Here is a 22,576-nt window from a genome sequence, read left to right on the forward strand (position 1 = left end):
GCTGCCATTTGCGAGGCTGGAACGTGAAGAAATATTCGGTATTCGCCATCGCCCGCGAGGCCATGCGCGGCCACAAGGGCTGGGAGGAACAATGGTCCTCGCCGGAGCCGAAGAAGGAATACGACGTTATCATCGTCGGCGCCGGCGGCCATGGGCTGGCAACCGCCTATTACCTCGCGACCGTGCACGGCATCACCAATGTCGCGGTGCTGGAAAAGGGCTGGCTGGGCGGCGGCAATACCGGCCGCAACACCACCATCATCCGTTCCAACTATCTCTATGACGAGAGCGCCGGGATTTATGACCATGCGCTGAAGCTCTGGGACGGGCTCTCCCAGGAGCTCAACTACAACGTCATGTATTCGGCGCGTGGCGTCATGATGCTGGCGCACAATGTGCACGACATCCAGGTGCTGAAGCGCCATGTGCACGCCAACCGGCTCAACGGCATCGACAATGAATGGCTGACACCCGAGCAGGCGAAAGCATTCTGCCCGCCGCTCAACACCTCCAAGGACGCACGCTATCCGGTGGTCGGTGCGGCGCTGCAGCGTCGTGGCGGCACGGCGCGCCATGACGCGGTCGCCTGGGGTTATGCGCGCGGCGCCTCGGCGCGCGGCGTGCACATCATCCAGAACTGCGAGGTGACCGGCGTCAAGCGGGCCGCCAATGGCGCGGTGACGGGCGTCGACACGACGCGCGGCTTCATCGGCGCCAAGAAGGTTGGCGTCGTCGCCGCCGGACACTCCTCCGTCATCATGAACATGGCCGGCGTGCGCATGCCGCTGGAAAGCTATCCGCTGCAGGCGCTGGTGTCGGAGCCGATCAAGCCGGTCGTGCCTTGCGTTGTGATGTCGAACACGGTGCACGCCTATATCTCGCAGTCCGACAAGGGCGAACTGGTGATCGGCGCCGGCACCGACCAGTATGTCTCCTATTCGCAGACCGGTGGGCTGCACATTCTTCAGCATACGCTCGACGCCATCTGCGAAATGTTCCCGATCTTCACGCGCATGAAGATGCTGCGGTCGTGGGGCGGCATCGTCGACGTCACACCCGACCGCTCGCCGATCCTGGCCAAGACGCCGGTGCCCGGCCTCTACGTCAATTGCGGCTGGGGCACGGGCGGCTTCAAGGCGACGCCGGGGTCCGGGCATGTCTTTGCCCACACCATCGCCAAGGACGATCCGCACCCGATCAACGCGCCCTTCACCATCGAGCGCTTCCGCACAGGCCGCCTCATCGACGAGGCGGCGGCCGCGGCGGTGGCGCACTGATGATGATGGCCGAGGTGGCAGTCGCGGTGCCGCTGATGCTGGCGGGGGAACAGGGCATGTTCCATGTTCCGACGGCGCAGGAAGTGCGGCTGCAGCCGATCAGCCGTGCGGGAAACGAGACCGGCTGGCCGTTTTCTGTCGACGAGGGAATGCTCGCCTGCGTCTGGAGTGTCGGCCAGAAAGTGGTGATGTTCTTCGAAGGCAGGCCGCATGGGCTGGATGAAGACGAGGATTTCCAGCCGCGTGGCGTCATCGTTACGACAGATCCGATGCAGCTGACGCTCGGCAACATGGCCAACCGCGATCTGTTCAGCGCGGCGACGAGCGTCGAGGAGCGGCTGCGGCTCGTCGCTCCCTTCATGACCATGGGCCAGAAGCTTTGCGATCAACCGGCTGGCGCGCGCGTCGGCCACGGCGAATTGTAGGAACAAACACGATGCTTCTCATCCGCTGCCCCTATTGCGAGGAAGAGCGCCCGGAACTCGAATTCCGCAACGCCGGCGAGGCGCACATCGCACGCTCGGCCAACATATCAGGCGAGAGCGACGACGACTTCGAGAAGTTCTTCTTCATCCGCTCCAATCCAAAGGGCATTATCTATGAGCGCTGGCGCCACATGCATGGCTGCGCGCGCTTCTTCAACGCGGTGCGTGACACCGTGACTGACAAGTTCGTCATGACCTACAAGGCCGGCGAACCGAAACCCTCCAAGCTGCCCGGAGTAGCGAAATGAGCGGCGCGTTGCGCATTCCCGGCGCCGGACGCCTTAGTCAGGCCAAGACCGCGCGGTTCAGCTTCGACGGCCAGTCCTACGCGGGCATCGAGGGGGACACTCTGGCATCGGCGCTGCTCGCCAATGGCGTGCATCTGGTCGGCCGATCGTTCAAGTACCACCGCCCGCGCGGCATCCTGTCGGCCGGCGCGGAGGAGCCGAACGCGCTGGTGCAGATCGTGCGCGACGACGCGCGCAAGACGCCGAACGTGCGCGCCACCGTGCAGGAGCTCTATGACGGGCTCGCCGCCAATTCGCAGAACCGCTGGCCGTCGCTGTCCTTCGATGTCAGCGCGGTCAACGACCTGGCCTCGCCGCTGTTCTCGGCCGGCTTCTACTACAAGACCTTCATGTGGCCGAAGGCGGCCTGGAAGAGCCTTTACGAACCCAAGATCCGCGAAGCCGCCGGCCTCGGTGTTTCGCCCGACAAACCCGATCCCGACCATTATTCCTCGCGCTACGCCCATTGCGACGTGCTGGTGCTGGGTGGCGGCGCGGCCGGCATCGCGGCGGCACTTGCCGCGGCGGAGACCGGCGTGCGCGTCATCCTGGCCGACGAGCAGGCCGAGTTCGGCGGCAGCCTGCGCTTCGAATCTGGTGCGAAGATCGACGGCCAGGACGGCTTTGCCTGGGCACAAGCGGCGATCGCCAGACTGAGCGCGATGGACAATGTCCGGGTGCTGCCGCGCACCACGGCGTTCGGCTATTACGCGCAGAATTTCGTCGGTCTGGTCGAGCGCGTCAGCGATCACCTGAAGGTCCCCGGCCACGATCTGCCGCGCGAACGGCTCTGGCAGGTCCGCGCCAAGCGCGTGGTGCTGGCCTCCGGCGCCATCGAGCGCCACATGGTGTTTGCCAACAATGACCGGCCTGGCATCATGCTGGCGGGTGCGGCGCGCACCTTCCTCAACCATTATGGTGTCGCGGTCGGCCGGAATGTCGGCGTCTACACCGCCAATGATTCGGCTTACGGCGCCGCGATCGACCTGAAGAAGGCCGGCATCAACGTGGCGGCGATCGTTGATTTGCGTGACAACCCGACCGGCCCGGTGATCGATGAGGCCAGGGCCCTCGGCATCGAGATCAATTTCGGCCGTGCCGTGATCCGCGCCGGCGGCAAGCTACGGGTGTCGTCGATGACGGTGCAGCCGAAGAATGGCGGCGGCGAACGCACTATTCCCGTCGATGCGATCCTGATGTCCGCCGGCTGGACGCCGTCGGTGCATCTGTTCTCGCAATCGCGCGGCAAGGTCGCCTTCAACGACGAGACCAAGCGCTTCGTGCCTGGCACCTACGCGCAGGACTGCGTGTCGGTCGGCGCCTGCAACGGCACCGACGGCCTGACGGCGACCGTGGACGAGGCCTATGCGGCGGGCGCCAAGGCGGCGAAAGAAACAGGCGGCAAGGCGTCCAAGGGCACCAAGCCGAAGGTCGAAGCCTCGGAAAGCTGGTCGCGCGGCATGCTGGGTGCTGGCCCTGGCGCCGGGCCGGACACGACGGTGAAAGCCTTCGTCGATTTCCAGAACGACGTGACCGCCAAGGACATCCGCCAGGCGGTGCATGAAGGCATGCGCTCGATCGAGCATGTCAAGCGCTTCACCACCAATGGCATGGCGACCGACCAGGGCAAGACCTCTAACATGCACGGACTGACGATTGCCGCCGAAACCCTGGGCAAGCCGATCCCGGAAGTCGGCCTGACCACGTTCCGCGCGCCCTACACGCCTGTCACCTTCGGCGCGATCGTCAGCCACGCGCGTGGGCCGCTGTTCGACCCGACACGCAGAACCGCGATCCATCCCTGGGCCGAGGCGCAAGGCGCGGTGTTCGAGGATGTCGGCCAGTGGAAGCGCGCCTGGTACTTCCCCAAGGCAGGCGAGGACATGCATGCGGCGGTCGACCGCGAATGCGTCGCCGTCCGCAACCAGGCCGGCCTGTTCGATGCGTCGACGCTGGGCAAGATCGAAGTGGTCGGCCCCGACGCGGCGAAGTTCATGGAACTGCTCTACACCAATCCGTGGGAGAAGCTGGAGCCCGGCCGCTGCCGCTATGGCATCATGCTGCGCGAGGACGGCTTCATCTATGATGACGGCGTCGTCGGCAGGCTGGCGCCGGACCGCTTCCATGTAACGACGACGACGGGCGGCGCGCCGCGCGTCATGAACCACATAGAGGATTACCTCCAGACCGAGTTCCCGCATCTTAATGTCTGGCTGACCTCGATCACCGAGCAGTGGGCGGTCATTGCCGTCCAGGGGCCGAAGTCGCGCGAGATCATTGCGCCGCTGGTCGAAGGCATCGACATGTCCGACGAGGCGCTGCCGCACATGTCGGTGCGCGAGGGCAAGATCTGCGGCGTGCCGACGAGGCTGTTCCGCATGTCGTTCACCGGCGAGCGCGGTTTCGAGGTCAATGTGCCGGCCGACCATGGCCAGGCGGTCTGGGAAGCGTTGTGGGCCGAGGGCCAGAAGCATGCCGCCACCGCCTATGGTACCGAGGCGATGCACGTGCTGCGCGCCGAGAAGGGCTACATCATCGTAGGTCAGGATACGGACGGTACGGTGACGCCAAACGATGCCGGTCTGGACTGGGCGGTCGGCAAGAAGAAGGCCGATTTCGTCGGCATTCGCGGCCTGACGCGGCCTGATCTCGTCGCCAAGGGGCGCAAGCAACTGGTCGGCCTGAAGACCAAGGATCCAAAGGTGGTGCTGGAAGAAGGCGCGCAGATCGTCGAGGATCCCAAGCAAGCGATCCCGATGAAGATGATCGGCCATGTCACCTCGAGCTATTGGTCGCAAAATTGCGGCCGTTCCATCGCGCTGGGGCTGGTGGCCGGCGGCCGTGACCGGATGGGCGACACGCTCTATGTACCGATGCCGAACGGGGTCATCGAAGTGGAGGTTACCGGCATGGTGTTCTTCGACGAGACGGGAGGGCGCCTCAATGGCTAAGGCTGCTGCAAAGACGGCCACGATGGCTTCATCATCAGCAGAGCGGCGTCCGGCATTGGCCGGGCGCACTGTCTCCGCAACGAGTGTCAAGGTCGAAGTGCTGCCGCCGGCCGAGCGTATCTCGCTGCGCGCCCCGGAGGCTTCAGTCGCCGCGTTGTCGAAGGCGCTCGGCCTGACCTTGCCGAAGAAGCCGAAAACCTCGGCGTCGAAGGGCGGGCGTACGGCGTTGTGGCTTGGCCCGGACGAGTGGCTTGTCATCGACGAGGCCGGCAAGGACCCACTCGCCGATTGCGCAGGAGTTTCCGCCTTGCATTCGTCGGTCGGCATCTCGCATCGCAACATCGCGATTTTAGTCGCCGGTCCGGCGGCGGAAGCCGCGATCAATTCGGGCTGCCCGCAAGACCTGTCGCTCGACGCCTTCCCGGTGGGCGCCGCTTCGCGCACCATTCTCGGCAAGGCCGAGATCGTGCTGCTGCGCACGGCCGACGAGGCCTTCCGGGTCGAGTGCTGGCGTTCCTTCTCGGACTATGTCTTTACTTTCCTGTCCGAGGGAGCCCGCGACGCCGCCGGCTGACCCCCGGAACGTTTGCCGCCCGCGTCCGTTGAGCGGCGACAGTCGAGGGAGAGATGCCGATGCCGTCGAAGTCCGCGCCGAAATCGCCGAAAACCGCGGCGGTCCGTTCGCTCGAACATGAGCGGCATTACGAGGCTGACGCCGAAGAGGAACTTGAGGAAGGCCTCGAGGACACGTTCCCGGCCAGCGATCCCGTGTCGATTACCGGGTCGTCCATTCCTGGAGCACCGGCGAAACCTGGCAAGGCCAAGACCGTCCCCGGCCGCAAGACCCGCAAACCCTGATTTCAGAATTTTTGGCTGGACGGCCTCTTCCCAAGACCTCCGTGGATGCGATATTCAAAGCGCTTTGGAGAGGAAAAATGCCTGTTAGAGCCGTTGTCTGGGGTGAAAACGTCCATGAACAAACCAATGCCGCCGTGCGCGACCTCTATCCGCTGGGTATGCATGGCACCATTGCCGCCGCACTCAACCAGGACAAGGGCGTCGAAGCGACCACCGCCACCTTGCAGGAACCCGAGCATGGCCTGAGCGAGACGCGCCTGGCCGCCACCGACGTGCTTTTATGGTGGGGCCATGCCGCCCACGGCGAGGTCAAGGACGAGATCGTCGAGCGCGTGCAGAAGCGGGTCTGGGAAGGCATGGGGTTGATCGTGCTCCATTCAGGCCACTACTCGAAGATCTTCAAGCGGCTGATGGGCACGCCCTGTTCGCTGAAATGGCGCGAGGCGGGCGAGCGCGAGCGTGTCTGGGCGATCAACCGCGGCCACCCGATCGCGCAAGGCATCGGCGAATGCCTGGAGATCGGCGAGACGGAAATGTATGGTGAGCCGTTCGCCGTGCCGGAGCCGCTGGAGACGGTATTTGTCTCCTGGTACCAAGGCGGCGAGGTGTTCCGATCGGGGCTGACCTATCAGCGCGGGGCGGGAAAAATCTTCTACTTCTCGCCGGGCCATGAGACCTATCCGATCTATCACAATGAAGGCGTTCAGCAGGTGCTGCGCAACGCCGTGCATTGGGCGCACAACCCGGCCCCGGCCTGGTCCGGCATCACCAATGCGCCAAACGTGTCGACGGACAAGGCCAAGGAGAAGATCGTCCAGAAAGGCCTGCGCCTGCATGCGGACGGTGACAAGGGACTGAGCTGATGCACCGCCTGCTTTTGCTCGGCACCGGTTGGATCGCGGCGCATCATATCGAGGAGTTCGGTCAGGTCCCGGGCTGCGCCATCGTCGCTTGCGTGGACCACCTGCCGGGCCGCGCGGCGGCGTTCGCAGCCGCCAACAAAATAGGCACTTTCTTTGAAAGCCTCGATGCGGCGATCGCTTGGGGTGAGTTCGATGCCGCCATCAACGCCACGCCCGACCAGGTTCACAAGGCGACGACGCTGGCCCTGCTGGCCGCCGGGAAACATGTGTTCTGCGAAAAGCCGCTGGCGCCGAACCACGCCGATGCGCTTGCGATGAGCGATGCCGCCGAGGCGGCCGGGCTCGTCAACATGGTCAACCTGACCTATCGCAACACTCCGGTGATCCAGGAGGCGCGGCGCATGGTGCAGGCCGGTGAGATCGGCGAGTTGCGCCATGTCGAGGCGAGCTACCGGCAAAGCTGGCTGGTCAGCAAGTTCTGGGGCGATTGGCGGGTCGACGACAAATGGCTGTGGCGCCTGTCGGGCCGGCACGGTTCGACAGGTGTTTTGGGCGATGTCGGCATCCATATCCTCGACTTCGCGACCTATGGGGCGGCCGAGGATATCGTCAGCCTGCATGCCGATCTTGTGACCTTTCCGAAGGCGGAAGGCGACCGCATCGGCGACTATGTGCTCGACGTCAATGACAGCTTGGCGATAACGGCGCGGCTCGGTTCAGGCGCGCTGGCCACGATCATGGCCAGCCGCTACACGACAGGCCACGGCAATGATTTGTCGCTGGCCCTGCACGGTACCAAGGGCGCGATCAAGGTCGAGACCGACGGTAAGGTTTCGAAACTGTCCGCTTGCCTGGGTGACGACGTCGATCAGCACCGTTGGCGGACGCTGACGCCTCCAGGCGTCAAGCACAACGCCCAGCGCTTTGTCGATGCGCTGGACACGGGACAGAACGGCGATCCGTCGTTCCGGCGGGCCGCCGACATGCAAAGGCTGATCGACGCCGCCTTCGAAAGTTCAGCGACCAAACTGCCGGTCTCGATCGGCTGAAATCACCATCCGGCCGGCTGAGCCGGCCAGAACCTACTTTCGAAAAATCTCAGTAGGCGCTCGGCATGATCCACGGGTTCACCGTGATGCCGAGCCGGGGACCCTTGCCGTCGGTCGTGGCTTCCGTGGAGGCCTTCTTGTCGACCGAGCCGGTCGAAGCGCAATCGAGCTTCATATTGGTCTTGGTGTCGACGCAGGTCGCGGCGGGAACGTGCTTGACCGCGTGGGTGCCGTTGGCGGCAAAGCCCGAGCCCGAAAGTGCCAGCACGGCGGCGAGGGTGAGGAGTGTCTTTTTCATGGCCTGTCTCCGGTTTCGGCGGGTGAATTTTTTTCGTACATGTACGTTATTCCGTACAAATACGTCCGTCGATCGCGAAGTTCAAGAGAAAATCGTACGCGTACGGTAGTTTTTTGTTAACCAAGAAAGTCGCCGCGGAAGGCTTGGAGGGGCGGTGCGGAATCTGGGAGAACAAAGGATATAGCGCTCAGCAGTTGACCGGTGTCTCGGTCAATGGCGGCACATCTTGCGTGCTGAGCGTGGCAAGGGTGAAGTCGCACATCCGCTTCACGAAAGCCTGCGGGTCGCCGAACGGGTAGAAGGGGAAGGTAATCAAAAGCGAGATCGTGCCATGGCCGACGGCCCACAGTATGGTGGCGATGGCGCGTGGATCGCCATGCAATTTGCCGGCGGCGACACAGGCCTCGACCCTGCTGATCAGCGCCTTCATTGCGGGGTTGCTTTCCTCCATGTCCTCGTAGCTCCTGCCTTCCGGCAGCTTGGTCTTTTCGGTCATGAAGACGGTGCGGTATTCGTTGGGGTTGCCGAGCCCGAAGGCGGCATATTCGGTCATGACCGCCTGCAAGGCCTCGATCGGATCGTCGGACGGGTGCTCCTCGATGCGTCGGGCGAGCGTTTCGAACGCGTCCTCGGCCAGGGCGAACAGGATGTCCTGCTTGTCGGCGAAGTAGGAATAGACCGACATCGGCGCATAGCCGACCCGCTTGGCCAGCTTGCGGATGGTCAAGCCTTCATAGCCTTCTTCCTGGACGAGCTTGTGCGCGGCCGCGACAAGCTCCGAGCGCAGTTCGGCCTTTTGTTTCTCGCGGCGTTTCTGGACGCTCAGCGGCAAGTCCGTTGCCCTTGTCTGGTTGGTGCCTGGCTAAATTATATACGCTGTACGGAAACGGACAAGGGCGCCGCGGGTTCCCACGCGGCAGGCGTCAGATCGCGCCGACACCGCCATCGATGGCCAGCGCATGGCCGGTCATGAAGGAATTGGCCGGGTCGGCGGCAAACAGGATGGCCGTGGTGATCTCGTCGACTTCCGCCACGCGCTTCATCGGTATGCCACGGGTCAGCTCGGCCAACGCCTCTGCCTCCGGAATGCCGGAGACGCTCACGAAACCGTCTATCATGCCCGTTCTGGTGTGGGCGGGGCAGATGGCATTGATGCGCAGACCCTTGCTGGCATATTCGACCGCCGCCGAGCGGGTCAGGCCGATCACGCCATGCTTGGCGGCTGCATAGACCGAAAGCTTCGGCGCGCCCGAAAGGCCGGCGGCCGAGGCAATGTTGACGATGGCGCCGCCCTTGCCGGTCGCCTTGAACTGCCGCTCCATTTGCGGGATCTGGTGCTTCATGGCGTAGAAGACGCCGAGCAGGTCGATCTCGAGCACCCGGCGGGCTTCGTCCGATGGAACCTGCGGCAGGCGCACGAAACTCTGAACGATGCCGGCATTGTTGACGGCGACATCCAGGCGGCCAAATTTTTCCAACGCCAGCGCCACCAGTGCTTCCGACAGTGCCTCCTCGGCAATGTTGCCTGCCAGCATCGCGGTCTCGGTATCGAGCGTCTCGGCGAAACTCATCAGGGCCGTTTCATCCAGGTCCGAGAGAACCAGCCGGGCGCCTTCCGCGGCAAAGCCCTTGGCGGCGCCACGGCCGAGGCCGCCGGCCGCGCCCGTGATCAGCACCGTGGTTCCATCAAAGCGGCCCATTGCTTAGTCTTCCTTGTCGATCAGCTCGGCGGCGAGGTGCGACAGCAGCTTCACCGCCTCGCCATAGGTCCTGGCTTTTTCCGGATTGGAAGCATTGCCGTCCAGCGCCCGCTTGTAGACACCCTGGCAGATTGCCGCCAGGCGGAAGAAGGAGAAGGCGAGGAAGAACGTCCAGTTGCCGATGCCGGCGAGGCCGCGCCGCCGGCAATAGGCAGCGACATAGTCTTCTTCCAAGGGCAGGCCGAGGGCCGGGCGATCGATGCCACCAAGGCCGCGAAAGCCGGAGGCATGCGGCAGGCGCCATTGCATGCATTGATAGGCGATGTCGGCGAAGGGGTGGCCCGATGTCGACAATTCCCAATCGAGCACCGCCAGTACCCTCGGCTGGTCCGGCGCAAAGATCAGATTGTCCAGCCGATAGTCGCCATGCACCAGCGATATCAGGCCGTCATCGACCGGCAGGTGGGTTTCCAGCCAGGCGATCAGCCGGTCCATGTCGGCAATGATACCGGTTTCGGAAGCACGGTACTGGCTGGTCCAGCGTGCCAGCTGCCGCTCGAAGTAATTGCCGGGGCGTCCGAAATCGCCAAGACCCACGGCCTCGACATCGACATCGTGCAGGGCGGCGAGCGTGGCGTTCATGGCGTCGTAGATCGCGGCGCGTTCCTCGTTGCCGTGCGTCTCCGGCAGTGCCGGATCCCAGAAGATGCGGCCGTCGAGGAAATCCATGACGTAAAACATCCGGCCGATGGGCGAATCCTCGGTCGACAGGTGCAGCATTTCGGGCACTGGTACGGCGGTGCCGGAAAGCGCCTTCATCACACGGAATTCGCGGTCTACCTGGTGAGCCGATTTCAGGAGTTGGCCTGGCGGCTTGGCGCGCAGCACGTAACGGCCGCTTGCCGCCGTCAGGAGATAGGTCGGGTTGGATTGGCCGGATTTGAATTTTTCGATGGCCGCGAGTCCGGAAAAACCCGGGATATGCGCGTCGAGGTAAGGCGCGAGCGTCGCCTGGTCGAGCGCGTTGGCGTCGTTCATGCTGTCTCGGGCTGGCGTTCAAGCAAGGTCAGCGTCAGCCAACGGGCGGTGAGCGCCGGTTTTTTGGAGCCTTCGATCTCGATGGTCACGTCGTGCGCCGTCTGCACCCAGCCCGACGGCCTGACCTTGACGTCGGCCAGCACGAAACGGGTGCGGATGCGCGCGCCGGTCTTCACCGGGGCGAGAAAGCGCAGCGAATCGAAACCGTGATTGACGCCCATCTTGCCGTTTTCCAGCGGCGGCATGGTCTCGAACGTCATCGCCGACAGCAGCGACAGCGACAGGAAACCATGCGCGATGGTGCCGCCGAACGGCGTTTCGCGCTTGGCCCGCTCCGGATCGCAGTGGATGAACTGGTGGTCGTCGGTGGCGTCGGCGAACTGGTCGATCATGCGTTGCGTGACCACCCGCCAGGGCGAAACGCCGACCTCCTTGCCGACACTGGCCAGAAGCACATCGAGACTGATTGGTTCCACGCTCATGTCCTCCAGTTCACCTCCGGCTTCTGCGGCCGGAAAATGTCATTCCTTGAACAAGGTCAACCCATGCTGCACCGACTGCCCGCCGTCGATCGGAAGGATGGCGCCGGTGACATAGCTGCCTGCACGGCTGCACAAATAGAGCGTTGCGCCGGCAATGTCATCCGGTGTGCCGATGCGGCCGATCGGGACATGGCCGCCGACATGCCTGGCCTGCTCGTCCGTGCCGGTGGCAAATGCGGTCATACGGCTCTGGAAGGGACCGGGGGCAAAGGCGTTGACGGTGATGCGGCGGCCGGCGAATTCGAGCGCCAGCGTGCGTGTCAGGTGATGAACGGCCGCCTTGGAGGCGGTGTAGGAATAGGCGTCGTCGGCCAGCGGCTGCGTTCCCATCACCGAGCCCAGATTGATCACGCGGGCAGGACCTTCGTCGCTGGCGGCGGCATCGAGCAGCGGCAGCAATTCGCGCGTCAGATGGAAAACCGCGGTGACATTGACGCCGAACACCTTGGCCCATGCCGAATAAGGGAAGCTCTCCAGCGGCGCACCCCAGGACACGCCGGCATTGTTGATGAGGATATCGAGTTTGCCGGTGCGCGCCTTGACCTCGCCGACCAAGGCGGCAATGCCGGCCTCGCTGGAGACGTCGCCGGCAAAGCCTTCCGCTTGGCCCGAAGCGCCAAGCCCGTTCAACTCACTGGCCACCTTGATGCAGTCCTCGCCCTTGCGCGAGGCGATCATCACGCTGGCGCCGGCCTTGATCAGCGCGGTCGCCGCCATGCGGCCGATGCCGGTCGCGGCTCCCGTCACCAGCGCGGTCTTGCCGGTGACCGAAAACAGCTCGTCCAGATAGCTCATCACAATCCTCCGCACGGCCTGCGGGCAAACAGTTCGCGTTGACAAGGCTATCCGAAGTACGGTCATCCTTGCCACTGACAAAATGCCCGGCCTGCATGAAGGGTTAGCGACCGATGACGGAGATGAATCTCGGCATGACCGAGCGGTTGAAGCCGATCCACGCCCGCGTCGCGGCCATGGTGCGCGACGAGATCATGCCGCTCGACAAGGAATTCCTGAGCGAGGTCGGCAAGGCCGGCGACCGTTGGGTCTACAGCAAGCGCCAGGGGGAGATCCTTGAGGGGCTGAAGAAGACCGCACGGGAGCGCGGCCTGTGGAACTTCTGGCTGACCGGCTCGGAGCGCGGCTACGGCCTGTCCACCGTCGAATACGCCTATTTGGCCGAGGAGATGGGCAAGGCCCATCTGGGCGCCGAAACCTTCAACTGCTCGGCACCCGACACCGGCAACATGGAGGTTCTGGAACGCTACGGCTCGGCCGAGCACAAGCGGGAATGGCTCGAGCCGCTGCTGGACGGAAAGATCCGCTCGGCCTATCTCATGACGGAGCCGGACGTCGCCTCTTCCGACGCCACCAACATTTCCATGCGCTGCGAGCGACAGGGCGGCGACTATCTGCTCAACGGCGAGAAATGGTGGGCGTCGGGTGCCGGTGACCCGCGCTGCGCCATTTACATCGTCATGGTGCGGACCGCCGGCGATGAAGAGCCACAGCACCGCCGCCATTCGATGATCCTGGTTCCCTCGGGCGCGAAGGGCGTGACCAAGGTCCGGGCGATGCAGGTCTATGGCGACGATGACGCGCCGCATGGCCACATGCATCTTCGCTTCGACAATGTGCGGATATCGACGTCGAACCTGATCCTCGGTGAGGGTAGGGGCTTCGAAATCGCGCAGGGCCGGCTCGGCCCCGGCCGCATCCATCACTGCATGCGCGCCATCGGCCAAGCCGAGATGGCGCTGGAGATGCTGTGCCAGCGTTCCATACGCCGCGAGGCCTTCGGCCAGAAGCTGGCGAAACTCGGCGCCAATTTCGACATCATTGCCGAATGTCGCATGGAGATCGAGATGGCCCGGCTGCTCTGCCTCAAGGCGGCATGGATGATCGATCAGGGCGACGCGCGGGCCGCGGCCCCCTGGATCAGCCAGATCAAGGTTATCGCGCCGCGCGTGGCGCTCAAGGTCACCGACGAGGCGGTGCAGATGTTCGGCGCGCAAGGCATCAGCCAGGATACGCCTCTCGCACGCTCGTGGACGCATCTCAGGACGCTGCGCCTCGCCGACGGGCCCGATGCAGTGCATCGGCGGCAGGTGGCACGCATGGAGCTGAAGAAATACACGCATGAAAAGATCTGAACGCTGCCCGGCAGCGTTGCCGCTGACAAACAAGGAATACCGTCAATGACGATCCCCTCCGAAATGAAGGCGCTGCTCTTGGTCGGTGACGGCTATACGAGGACGCCGAGCGGCAGTGCGCTCGAGGCGATGGAGCCGTATCTCGAGCTGGGCAGCATCGCCGTGCCTGCGCCGGGACCGGGCCAAGTGCTGATCAAGGTCAGCCTCGCTTCGATCAATCCATCGGATGTCGCCTTTATCAAGGGCCAGTACGGCCAGCCGCGCGCCAAGGGCCGTCCGGCCGGCTTCGAGGGTGTCGGCACGGTCGTCGCGATCGGCGAGGCGCCCCATCCCAAGAGCCTTGTCGGCAAGCGCGTCGCTTTCGCCACCGGTCTGAGCAATTGGGGGTCGTGGGCTGAATATGCCGTCGCCGAGGCGGCGGCCTGCATACCGCTTCTCGATACGGTTCGAGACGAGGATGGCGCCGCGATGATCGTCAATCCGCTGACCGCGATCGCCATGTTCGACATCGTCAAACAGGAAGGCGAAAAGGCCTTCGTCATGACCGCCGGTGCGAGCCAGCTGTGCAAGCTGATCATCGGGCTGGCGAGGGAGGAAGGGTTTCGGCCTGTTGTCACGGTGCGCCGTGACGAGCAGATCGCGTTGCTGAAACAACTTGGCGCGGCGCATGTCCTCAACGAGAAGGTGCCTGATTTCGAGGCCACGCTGCGCGAGGTGATGAAGGCCGAACAGCCGCGCATCTTCCTCGATGCCGTCACCGGGCCGCTGGCGTCAGCCATCTTCAACGCGATGCCAAAAGGGGCGCGCTGGATCATCTACGGCCGGCTCGATCCCGAGGCAACGATCATCCGCGAGCCCGGCCAGTTGATCTTCCAGCACAAGCACATCGAAGGCTTCTGGCTGAGCGAGTGGATGCGGCAATCCAGGGATCGGCGAGGTCCGGCAGTCCTCGAGGCACAGAAGCGTTTTTCGGACGGACGCTGGTCGACCGACGTGACGGCGGTCATTCCGCTGGCCGAGGCAATGGCGCGAATGCCGGCGGAACTGGCCAAGCCCAACGGCAAGGTGTTCATTCGGCCCTGATGCCGTCTTATGCGGCCCGGGAAGGGCGATCGCAGGCTTTCTGGACCTTTTCCCAGTTCGGTCGGCCATCCTTGGCGATCCCCGAAATTGATCGCCGCGTCTTTCGACCCCTATGCCTCGTCGCTTTGTCCGTGATATGTCGCCGCCATCGAATGCCGGGACGGCGCCAAGGCTGAGGCGCCTTCCCCCATGGCGTGCGGGGTGAATTGATGACGATTTCCAAGCCGGTTTTCGATCGTTTGGGGCTGGGCATGTGGATCGGGGCATTCCTGATCGTTCTCGGCCTGGTGCTATGGTCGCCCGGCACGCGCACGGTGACGCAGGCCTATGGATATGGCAGCGAAGCGTTCCTGACCGGGCGGCCGCTGTACAATCTTCAATCCGAGATGGGGTACCTGTATGCGCCAGCCTTCGCCGCGCTCTACCTGCCGGTGCTGAAGCTCGGACCCTATCTGGGCGGCGTGGTGTGGCATGTGGTGGGCTTCGCAGCGCTCACCTTCGCGGCGATGCGGCAAGTGCGCAAAATCGGCGGTGAGGAATTGCCATGGCTGCTTTCCTTCGGCCTCTTCCTTGCCCTGCCGATGGCGCTGGGTGCGATCCGCAACGGCCAGGCGACGATCCTTTTGACCGCGGCCTGCTGGCTCCTGACCCTGTCGGCGCTCGAAGGGCGGCGCGCCGAAACCTTCTTCTGGGCTTCGGTCGCCATCATCGCCAAACCGACCGCGATCATCATGCTTTTGCTGGTGGGAGCCCTGCGCCTGCGGCTGATACCCGTGCTCGTGCTGGCAGTGCTGTTGGTACTGGCCATACCGTACGCGTTCGCGCCTGCCGGCTACCTCAACCAGCAGTACGGCGATTTCGCCCGCATGTTGACCTCCATGGCCGTCGACAAGTCCGGCCACTTTGTCCCTACCGACTTCACGGCGCCTTTCACCTCGGCCGGGCTGCCCATGCCTGAGTTCGCCGCCACGATCGTGCGCATCGTCGGGGCATTGCTTACGCTGTCGACCGTCCTCTGGTTCGACCGCAAGCTCCAGCCTGGAATAGCCGCACTGGCGATCTTCCTGGCGGCTGCCTTCTACATGTGCGTCTTCAATCCGCGTGTCGAGCCAAATACCTATGCCATGATCGCCGTGCCCGCCGGCCTGGCTATCGCCACACTGTGGCGGGAGGAGCGTGGCGGCGTCCTGGCCTCGGTGCTGTCGACGGTATTGTTCCTCACAGGTTTGACCAGCGTCGAGCGCCACATGCATGATTTCTTCTACCCTTGGTTCCGGCCGATCGCGGTCACCTTCATCGCCTGTTCGCTGATCTGGTGGTTCTGGGCCAAGGCGCGCGAAAAGATCGTGAGCGTCGGACCCGTTGCACATGGCTGATCCGCGTCAAAAACTCGACATCGTGGCGCCCTTCTTCAACGAGGCGCAATCGGCGCCGGCCTTTGCCGCCCTGCTCGACAGGCTCGAGGAAGCGGTATCAAGCCGTTTCGGCATGGCCGTCCACAAGATCCTGGTCGACGACGGCAGCCTCGACGATGGCGCCAGGCGATTTTCGCAAGCCCTGTCGGGATCGTGGGAGATCGTTCGCCTCAGCCGCAATTTTGGCAAGGAGGTCGCGGTGCTCGCCGGCCTCGACCAGTCGCGGGGCGACATGGTGCTGATCATGGATTCGGATCTGCAGCATTCCATGGATATCAGCTTGAAGATGATCGCCGAGCTGGTGGAAAGCCCAGACATCGACGTCGTATACGCGCAGAACGACCGCCGCGAGGCGAGCTGGCGGCGCAGCCAGCTGGCGCGACTTTTCTACAGCCTGATCAACAGCAGCCAGCGTTTCGACATTCCGGAGAACGCCGGTGATTTCCGCGTCATGCGCGGTCCCGTGGTGCGCGCGCTGACCAGCCTGCGCGACAAGCGGCGCTTCAACAAGGGCCTGTTCGCCTGGGCCGGTTTCCGTCAGAAAGCCATATCCTATTCGCCGGAAAACCGCGCCATCGGCACGTCGAAATGGAGCCGGCTCAACCTGATCGCCTTTTCGCTGGAAGGGTTTACATCGTTTTCCGTCATTCCGCTGCGCATCATCAGCTTGAGCGGGATGCTGGCGGCGCTGGCGGGCGTCGTTTACGGCGCCAAAGTGTTCTTCGAGGTGATGTTCTACGGCGTTGCCGTGCCTGGTTACCCCAGCTTGATGGTCGCCGTCGTGCTGCTCGGCGGTCTCAACCTCACCTTGCTCGGCCTGATCGGCGAATATGTCTGGGTCACGCTGTCGGAGAGCAAGGACCGGCCGGTCTATCTGGTGCGCGATGTGGTGCTCAGCGAGACCGCCCCCGACAAGCCGCCGGGCGCGTCCCGCGGATGACGCGGCGCATTCGCCTGATCGCCGACGACTACGGGCTGGCACCAGGGGTTTGCGCCGGCATTCTCGACCTGCTCGACCGCGGACGCCTGACCGGCACCAGCTGCATGACCGGTTTTCCGGAATGGGCCGAGGCGGCGGCGCGCATAAAGCCGCTGCGCGGCCGCGCGGCGATCGGGCTGCACCTGACCCTTACGGACCAGCCAGCGGTCACAGGCAAATCGAGCCTGGCGCCCGGGGGCCGGTTGCCGCCGCTTCGTTCGCTGGCCCTGCCAGTCCTGCGCGGGCGGGTCGACGAGCGCGACGTCCATGCCGAACTCGACGCGCAATATAGCCGTTTCGTCGAGGCGCTGGGCCGCGAACCCGACTTCATCGACGGTCATCAGCACGTGCATTTCCTGCCTGTCGTGCGCGGCTGGCTGCGGACACGTTTTCCCGACACTGCCGGCAGGCCGGTGCTGCGAGGCGCTCCGGCGCTGAGCGATGCCGCCGCCGCACCGAAAATCGCGGCAATCGCTGCCGTGGCCGCCGGCTTCAACCAATCGATGCAGCGTGCCGGCTTTGCCGTTTTGAAGCCGCTCGCCGGCATCTATGACTGGCGGCAACCCGAAAAGTTCGCCTCCTTGCTGGAGGCTGCCGTCGAAGCGCTGTCGGACCGTGGGCTGTTCATGTGCCACCCCGGCCATGTCGACCAAACGCTGTGCGCGCGTGACCCGATGCAAGGCGTGCGCGAAGTGGAATTCGGCGTTCTGGCTTCGGATGCGTTCGGCGCGAGCCTGGCCCGAGCCGGTGTCGAGATCTTGGACGGCCGGGAATGAATGGCGTTCAGCCACGGCGTTCGACCGGCAGCAAGATCGTCCGTTTTGCGCTGGTCGGACTGGCAAATACGGCCATCGACCTTGCCGGTTTTTTCCTGCTGCTCAAGCTGCACGCCCCGCCGCTGTCCGCCAATGTCATCTCTTGGTCGATTGCCGTCGTCTTCTCTTTCGTGGCGAATGGCTTCTGGTCGTTCGAACGCAATCACGCCATTCGGCTGCATGATGCCTTCCTGCGCTTCATCTCGGCTGGGGCGTTGATTTCGCTCGGCGTGTCCAGCCTGTCGATCGCACTCTTCGCCGGCATCGGCGGTGTGTGGCCGGCAAAGATCGGCGGGGTCATCGTGGCGGCCGTGCTGAACTTCCTTGCCGCGCGTTGGTCGATCGAGGGCCGGCTGCTGAAATAGGTATCTCTATTCCGCCGGTTCCACGTTGGTGTAGGCGGCTTCCTCGAGTTCGCGCTTCAGCCGTGCTTCCTCATGGGTCTTCGGCGTGACGAAGCGGCCAAGCAGGAGATAAGCGACCGGGGTCAGGAACAGTGTCGAGATGGTGGCCAGGCCAAGCCCGCCGACAATGACCCAGCCGAGCGCCACGCGTGCCTCGGCGCCCGCGCCGGCGGCCAGCACGAGCGGCACACCGCCAAGTATGGTGCAGATCATCGTCATCATCACCGGCCGCAGGCGGATGGTGGAAGCCTGCTCGATCGCTTCGCGCACGCCCAGGCCCCGATCTCGTAGCTGGTTGGCGAATTCGACGATCAGGATGCCGTTCTTGGCCATGACGCCGACCAGCAGCACCAGGCCGATCTGGCTGTAGGCGTTGAGGCTGGTGCCTGAAAGCAGCAGCGCGAAAATGGCGCAGGCAAGGCCGAGCGGCACCGTCGCCATGATGATGACGGCGCTGACGAAACTCTCGAACTGGGCGGCCAGCACCAGGAGGATGATGACCAGGGCGAAGCCGAAGATGGTGACCATGGCGCTGTTGGTTTCACCCAAAGTCGCAGCCTCGGCCAGGGGCAGGATGCGGCTTCCGGGCGGCAGGAGCGGCGTGGCGATCTGCTCGGCGCGTGTCAGCGCATCGCCAAGCGCGAAATTGCCAGAGAGGTTCGAGGTGATCGCCACCGAAGGCTGCTGCTGTTCGCGCGACAGCGACGGTGGTACGGCGCGCTCGGTCAGGGTGGCGATGGTCGACATCGGCACGAAGCGGCCATCCGCCGTCTTGAGAAAGACATTTTCCAGGTCGGTCGGATCGTTGATCGGATTGGTGGTCGAGACCAGTTTCACGCCGTAGCTGCGGTCGGCGATGTAGACATCGACGACGTCGTTGCCGTCGAGCATGGCTTGCATGGTGTTGGCGAGCCCCGTGATGTCGATGCCGAGATCGGAGGCGCGCTCACGATCTATAGCTACGGCCAGTTGCGGCTGCGTCGGGTCGATCGACAGGCGCGGCGTCTGAAAGCGCTCATCCTTCTGCATTTCGGCGATGATCTTGATCGCTGCATCGCCAAGCGCCTTGCGGTCGTTGCCAACCAGAGCGAATTGCAGGCCGTTGCCGGCGCCGCGGATGCCGAGACTGTTGGGTTGGACCGGGAAGATCCGCACGCTGGGCACCTGCCTGGTCAACTGACTGATCTCGGCCATGATCTCCTGCTGGCTGCGGCTGCGCTCGTCCCACGGCGCCAGCGTCATCACCATGAAGCCCGAATTGTAGGAGCCGTTCTGGCCGGCGTTTTCGAAGGTCGAGCGGATCTCGCCGGAATCGCGCATCGGCTGGATCAGCCGCTCGATCTTCTGCATCTGCTGCGTCGTGTAGTCGAGGCTGACGCCTTGCGGGGCGTTGATGCGCAACAGCACGGCGGCGCGGTCCTCGGTCGGCGTCAGTTCCTGGCGGATGGTGCCGAACAGCGCGAAGGCGACGCCGGCAAACAGCACCGCGACCAGAACCACGATCCAGGGCGCGTCGAGGCAAGCGTGCAGCGCGCGCTTGTAGCCGGCATTCAAGACGCCGCCGATGCGAGCGCCGACGCCTTGGCCGCCTTCGTGGTGAAGCGGCGCGCTGGTCAGCATGCGCGAAGCAAGCATCGGGCAAAGCGTCAGCGCGACCACGCAGGACAGAAGCACCGACATCGCAAGCACGAAGCCGAATTCGCGGAACAGGCCGCCGGTCTGGCCGGGCAGGAACGAGATCGGCACGAAGACGGCGACAAGCGTCAGTGTCGTGGCGACGACGGCGAAGAACACTTCCTGCGCGCCGAGCACGGCCGCCGCACGCGGCCCCATGCCTTCGTTGCGGCGTCGCACGATGTTTTCCAAGACGACGATGGCGTCGTCGACGACAAGGCCCGTCGCCAGCACCAAAGCGAGCAGCGTCAGGATGTTGACGGAGAAGCCGGCCAGATAGATGGCGGCGATGGTGCCGATCATGGCGACCGGCATCGACAGGCCGGGGATGAGCGTGGCGCGCCAGTCGAGCAGGAAGATGTAGATGACGATCAGCACCATGGTAACCGACAGCCCAAGCGCGATCTCGACCTCGTGCACCGCACCCTTGACGAAGACAGCGTCGTCGCTGGTGATCTTGATCGACATGCCCTTGGGCAGGTTCTCCTGCAGCTTGGCGACGGCGGCCTGGACACCCGTCGAAATGTCCAGCGTGTTCGATTCCGCCTGGCGGATAATGCCGAGGCCGATTCCGGTCTTGCCGTCCGAACGCAGCGTCGTCTGGCCAACATCGGGGCCGAGCGTGACGGTCGCTACATCGCGGATGCGCGTCGTGCCGCCGATGATGATGTTTTCGAATTCCTCGGGCGTCGTCACGTCGGCCGTGGTGCGGACGATCAGGTCCTGGTTGGTCGTTGTGATCGACCCGGCCGGGGAATCGAAGGCGACGGAGGCAAGCGCCGCCCGGAGGTCGGCGACCGTGAAGCCGAGGCTGGCGAGCTTGTTCTGGTCGACATCGATGCGAAAGATCTTGTCGCGGTCGCCATAAACCTGGACGTCGGCGACGCCGGGCACGGCGGCCAGTTCGTCCTCGATCTGGTCCTGGACCACCACCGTCATGTCCTGGATCGACATGGTGTCCGAAGTCACCGCCAGCCGCATCACCGCGTCGGAATTGGCATCGGCCTTGACGATGCGCGGCGGATCGGCGGTATCGGGCATCTGGTTGGCGACCCGGCCGACGGCATCACGCACATCCGAGGCGGCGACATTGAGATCGACACCGTCGTTGAACTCGATGGTGACGCGGCTCGAGCCGAAGGAGGAGGAAGATGAGATCGACTTGACGCCGGAGACGCGGGCGACGGCGCCCTCGATCGTGTCGGTCAGTTCGCGGTCGACGGTTTCGGCGGCCGCGCCTTCGAAGGTCGTGGAGACCGTGACGACGGCGCGGTCGACGTCGGGCAATTCGCGGATCTCGACACCGTAGAAGGCAGCGAGGCCGGCAACGGCTATAAGGGTGTTCAGCACGAACGCCATGACCGGCCTGCGGATGAACAGTGCGGTGAAGCCGGTATCGCTGGCGGCGTTGACGGAGCCGGTCATGAGCCTTCCGCGGCGTTGGTGGCGCGCTGCTCCTGGCCCGCGATGCGAACCTCGCCGCCTTCGCTGACACTTTGGGTGCCTTCGGTGACCACCATGTCGCCGCTGTCGATCTCCGCGTCGATCAATACGGTCTCGGTGTTGCGCTGGATGATGCGCACCGGCACGCGCCTGGCCTTGCCGTCCTCGACTTGCCAGACATAGGCGCCGTCCGAACCCCAGAGGATCGCCAGCGGGCTGACGGCCGGATAGGTCTCGCCGGGGAATTTCATGGTGATGGAGAACGACATGCCGGCGCGCAGCGAATCGGCCGGATTGGCGATGGTGGCCTTGACCAGAAGTGTGCGGCTCTTTTCGTCGATATGATTGTCGATCGCCGAAACCGTGCCGGTGTATGCGTTGCTCGGATTGGCGATCGGCGTCGCCGTCAATTGCGCGCCGACCTTGACGGCGGCGGCGAAGCGCTCGGGCACCTGGAAATCGACCAGGATAGAGGACCGGTCGTCAAGCGTGGCTATCGCCGACTGGTTGGTGACGTAATTGCCGGCCGAGATCGGCAGGATGCCGACCGTGCCGGTGATCGGCGCCAGGATCGAGCGGCGCTGCAGTGCAAGCTCGGCATCCTGAAGCGCCAGCTTGGCGCCGGCCAGAACCACTTCGGCATCGGCGACCGCGACCGGTGTCGCCGCGTTGGAGGCACGCAGCGACTTGACGCGGTCGAGCTTGGACTGAGCATCCTGCAAGGCAAGCTTGGCGCGGTCCTGTGCGATGATCTCCGTCTCGGAATCGAGCGTTGCGATGATCTGTCCCTTGTCGACATGAGTGCCGGATTCGACCAGCAACTCGGCAAGACGGCCGGAACTGTAGGGATTGACGGTCACCGAGGCGTTGGCACGGCCGGTGCCGATCGCCTGCAGGCGGTCGTTTATGGTGGCCGTACCGGCAGGCAAGGCGACGACGTTGACCTGCCGGACTCCATTGCGATTGCCAGCCTGTTTCGCGCCGTCCGCACCGCTTCTGGCGGGAGGCGTTGCCGCGTACGCCCAATCCATCCCCCAGCGCGCCAGCACTTCCGGCGCGCCTGGATAGAAGCGTGCCCAGGCGGCCGCGGCGGCGACCACGATCACAAGCGCAACGACAATTTGCTTCCAGGTCCGCATCGACACTCCGGTTTCAGAAATCGTCGGCCATTCCCGAAGGAACGGCACAGCGACGATGCGGGCGGGCGGCAAAAATCCGGCCACGCCACACCCCGATATCAGCGGTTTATGGCAATTATCACGCAA

At 64.2% G+C, this 22,576-nt stretch carries 22 protein-coding genes; 14 read left to right on the plus strand and 8 right to left on the minus strand.

What is annotated here, in order from left to right; translation table 11 throughout:
- The first annotated feature begins 23 nt into the window (after positions 1–23).
- The 8 genes from FJ527_RS10775 (at position 24) to FJ527_RS10810 (ending at position 7,770) form a co-directional block, all read left to right on the plus strand.
- The gene (locus FJ527_RS10775; protein WP_140661744.1) at positions 24–1,277 is read left to right on the plus strand and encodes a sarcosine oxidase subunit beta; all 1,254 of its coding nucleotides are present in this window, start codon (positions 24–26) and stop codon (positions 1,275–1,277) included.
- 2 nt (positions 1,278–1,279) lie between these two features.
- Positions 1,280–1,702 carry a hypothetical protein gene (locus FJ527_RS10780; protein WP_140619005.1) on the plus strand — a complete coding sequence of 141 codons (423 nt, stop codon included), beginning with the start codon at positions 1,280–1,282 and terminating at the stop codon, positions 1,700–1,702.
- A gap of 11 nt (positions 1,703–1,713) precedes the next feature.
- Entirely contained in the window at positions 1,714–2,010 is a 297-nt protein-coding gene (locus FJ527_RS10785; RefSeq protein WP_015315781.1) for a sarcosine oxidase subunit delta, read from the plus strand.
- Positions 2,007–5,000 carry a sarcosine oxidase subunit alpha gene (locus FJ527_RS10790; protein ID WP_140823088.1) on the plus strand — a complete coding sequence of 998 codons (2,994 nt, stop codon included), beginning with the start codon at positions 2,007–2,009 and terminating at the stop codon, positions 4,998–5,000. Before FJ527_RS10785 ends, FJ527_RS10790 begins: the two co-directional genes overlap by 4 nt.
- Entirely contained in the window at positions 4,993–5,574 is a 582-nt protein-coding gene (locus tag FJ527_RS10795) for a sarcosine oxidase subunit gamma (protein ID WP_015315783.1), read from the plus strand. The genes FJ527_RS10790 and FJ527_RS10795 overlap by 8 nt, the downstream gene beginning before the upstream one ends.
- Before the next feature lie 59 nt (positions 5,575–5,633).
- Entirely contained in the window at positions 5,634–5,858 is a 225-nt protein-coding gene (locus FJ527_RS10800; protein ID WP_041163323.1) for a hypothetical protein, read from the plus strand.
- Between the two features lie 77 nt (positions 5,859–5,935).
- Entirely contained in the window at positions 5,936–6,721 is a 786-nt protein-coding gene (locus tag FJ527_RS10805) for a ThuA domain-containing protein (protein ID WP_140661746.1), read from the plus strand.
- The gene (locus tag FJ527_RS10810; protein WP_140661747.1) at positions 6,721–7,770 is read left to right on the plus strand and encodes a Gfo/Idh/MocA family oxidoreductase; all 1,050 of its coding nucleotides are present in this window, start codon (positions 6,721–6,723) and stop codon (positions 7,768–7,770) included. The genes FJ527_RS10805 and FJ527_RS10810 overlap by 1 nt, the downstream gene beginning before the upstream one ends.
- 49 nt (positions 7,771–7,819) lie before the next feature.
- On the opposite strand, the gene FJ527_RS10815 is transcribed toward FJ527_RS10810, so the two are convergent.
- From FJ527_RS10815 to FJ527_RS10840, 6 genes are all read right to left on the minus strand, one after another.
- Positions 7,820–8,068, minus strand: a complete 249-nt coding sequence (locus FJ527_RS10815; protein ID WP_140823089.1) for a DUF680 domain-containing protein — start codon at positions 8,066–8,068, stop codon at positions 7,820–7,822.
- Between the two features lie 187 nt (positions 8,069–8,255).
- A complete protein-coding gene (locus FJ527_RS10820) occupies positions 8,256–8,900 on the minus strand; it encodes a TetR/AcrR family transcriptional regulator (RefSeq protein WP_015315788.1) in 645 nt (214 codons plus the stop codon).
- 91 nt (positions 8,901–8,991) lie between these two features.
- Positions 8,992–9,768 carry an SDR family oxidoreductase gene (locus tag FJ527_RS10825; protein ID WP_015315789.1) on the minus strand — a complete coding sequence of 259 codons (777 nt, stop codon included), beginning with the start codon at positions 9,766–9,768 and terminating at the stop codon, positions 8,992–8,994.
- Positions 9,769–9,771: 3 nt separating this feature from the next.
- A complete protein-coding gene (locus FJ527_RS10830) occupies positions 9,772–10,806 on the minus strand; it encodes a phosphotransferase (RefSeq protein WP_140823090.1) in 1,035 nt (344 codons plus the stop codon).
- Positions 10,803–11,288: a MaoC family dehydratase gene (locus FJ527_RS10835; protein WP_023770549.1), complete on the minus strand. Its 486-nt coding sequence runs from the start codon at positions 11,286–11,288 to the stop codon at positions 10,803–10,805. The genes FJ527_RS10830 and FJ527_RS10835 overlap by 4 nt, the downstream gene beginning before the upstream one ends.
- Positions 11,289–11,327: 39 nt before the next feature.
- Positions 11,328–12,143 carry an SDR family oxidoreductase gene (locus FJ527_RS10840; protein ID WP_140823091.1) on the minus strand — a complete coding sequence of 272 codons (816 nt, stop codon included), beginning with the start codon at positions 12,141–12,143 and terminating at the stop codon, positions 11,328–11,330.
- A gap of 113 nt (positions 12,144–12,256) precedes the next feature.
- Here FJ527_RS10840 and FJ527_RS10845 point away from each other — a divergent pair, with 113 nt between their 5' ends.
- The 6 genes from FJ527_RS10845 to FJ527_RS10870 all read left to right on the plus strand — a co-directional run bounded on the left by FJ527_RS10845 (position 12,257) and on the right by FJ527_RS10870 (position 18,155).
- The gene (locus tag FJ527_RS10845) at positions 12,257–13,498 is read left to right on the plus strand and encodes an acyl-CoA dehydrogenase family protein (protein WP_140823092.1); all 1,242 of its coding nucleotides are present in this window, start codon (positions 12,257–12,259) and stop codon (positions 13,496–13,498) included.
- Between the two features lie 45 nt (positions 13,499–13,543).
- The gene (locus FJ527_RS10850) at positions 13,544–14,581 is read left to right on the plus strand and encodes a zinc-binding dehydrogenase (RefSeq protein ID WP_140823093.1); all 1,038 of its coding nucleotides are present in this window, start codon (positions 13,544–13,546) and stop codon (positions 14,579–14,581) included.
- A 209-nt stretch (positions 14,582–14,790) separates the two neighbouring features.
- Positions 14,791–15,957 carry a glycosyltransferase family 87 protein gene (locus FJ527_RS10855; RefSeq protein WP_015315795.1) on the plus strand — a complete coding sequence of 389 codons (1,167 nt, stop codon included), beginning with the start codon at positions 14,791–14,793 and terminating at the stop codon, positions 15,955–15,957.
- Complete coding sequence (locus FJ527_RS10860; protein ID WP_140823094.1) at positions 15,950–16,936, plus strand: glycosyltransferase family 2 protein; 987 nt, start codon at positions 15,950–15,952, stop codon at positions 16,934–16,936. Before FJ527_RS10855 ends, FJ527_RS10860 begins: the two co-directional genes overlap by 8 nt.
- Entirely contained in the window at positions 16,933–17,751 is an 819-nt protein-coding gene (locus FJ527_RS10865) for a ChbG/HpnK family deacetylase (RefSeq protein ID WP_140823095.1), read from the plus strand. The genes FJ527_RS10860 and FJ527_RS10865 overlap by 4 nt, the downstream gene beginning before the upstream one ends.
- On the plus strand, positions 17,748–18,155 hold the full coding sequence (locus FJ527_RS10870) for a GtrA family protein (RefSeq protein ID WP_140823096.1): 408 nt from the start codon (positions 17,748–17,750) through the stop codon (positions 18,153–18,155). Before FJ527_RS10865 ends, FJ527_RS10870 begins: the two co-directional genes overlap by 4 nt.
- 6 nt (positions 18,156–18,161) lie before the next feature.
- Here FJ527_RS10870 and FJ527_RS10875 read toward each other — a convergent pair whose 3' ends face one another.
- Both FJ527_RS10875 and FJ527_RS10880 read right to left on the minus strand, forming a co-directional pair.
- Complete coding sequence (locus FJ527_RS10875) at positions 18,162–21,293, minus strand: efflux RND transporter permease subunit (protein WP_140823097.1); 3,132 nt, start codon at positions 21,291–21,293, stop codon at positions 18,162–18,164.
- On the minus strand, positions 21,290–22,450 hold the full coding sequence (locus FJ527_RS10880) for an efflux RND transporter periplasmic adaptor subunit (protein WP_140823098.1): 1,161 nt from the start codon (positions 22,448–22,450) through the stop codon (positions 21,290–21,292). Before FJ527_RS10880 ends, FJ527_RS10875 begins: the two co-directional genes overlap by 4 nt.
- Between the last annotated feature and the right edge of the window lie 126 nt (positions 22,451–22,576).

Source organism: Mesorhizobium sp. B2-4-18, from assembly GCF_006441385.1.
GTDB lineage: Bacteria > Pseudomonadota > Alphaproteobacteria > Rhizobiales > Rhizobiaceae > Mesorhizobium > Mesorhizobium australicum.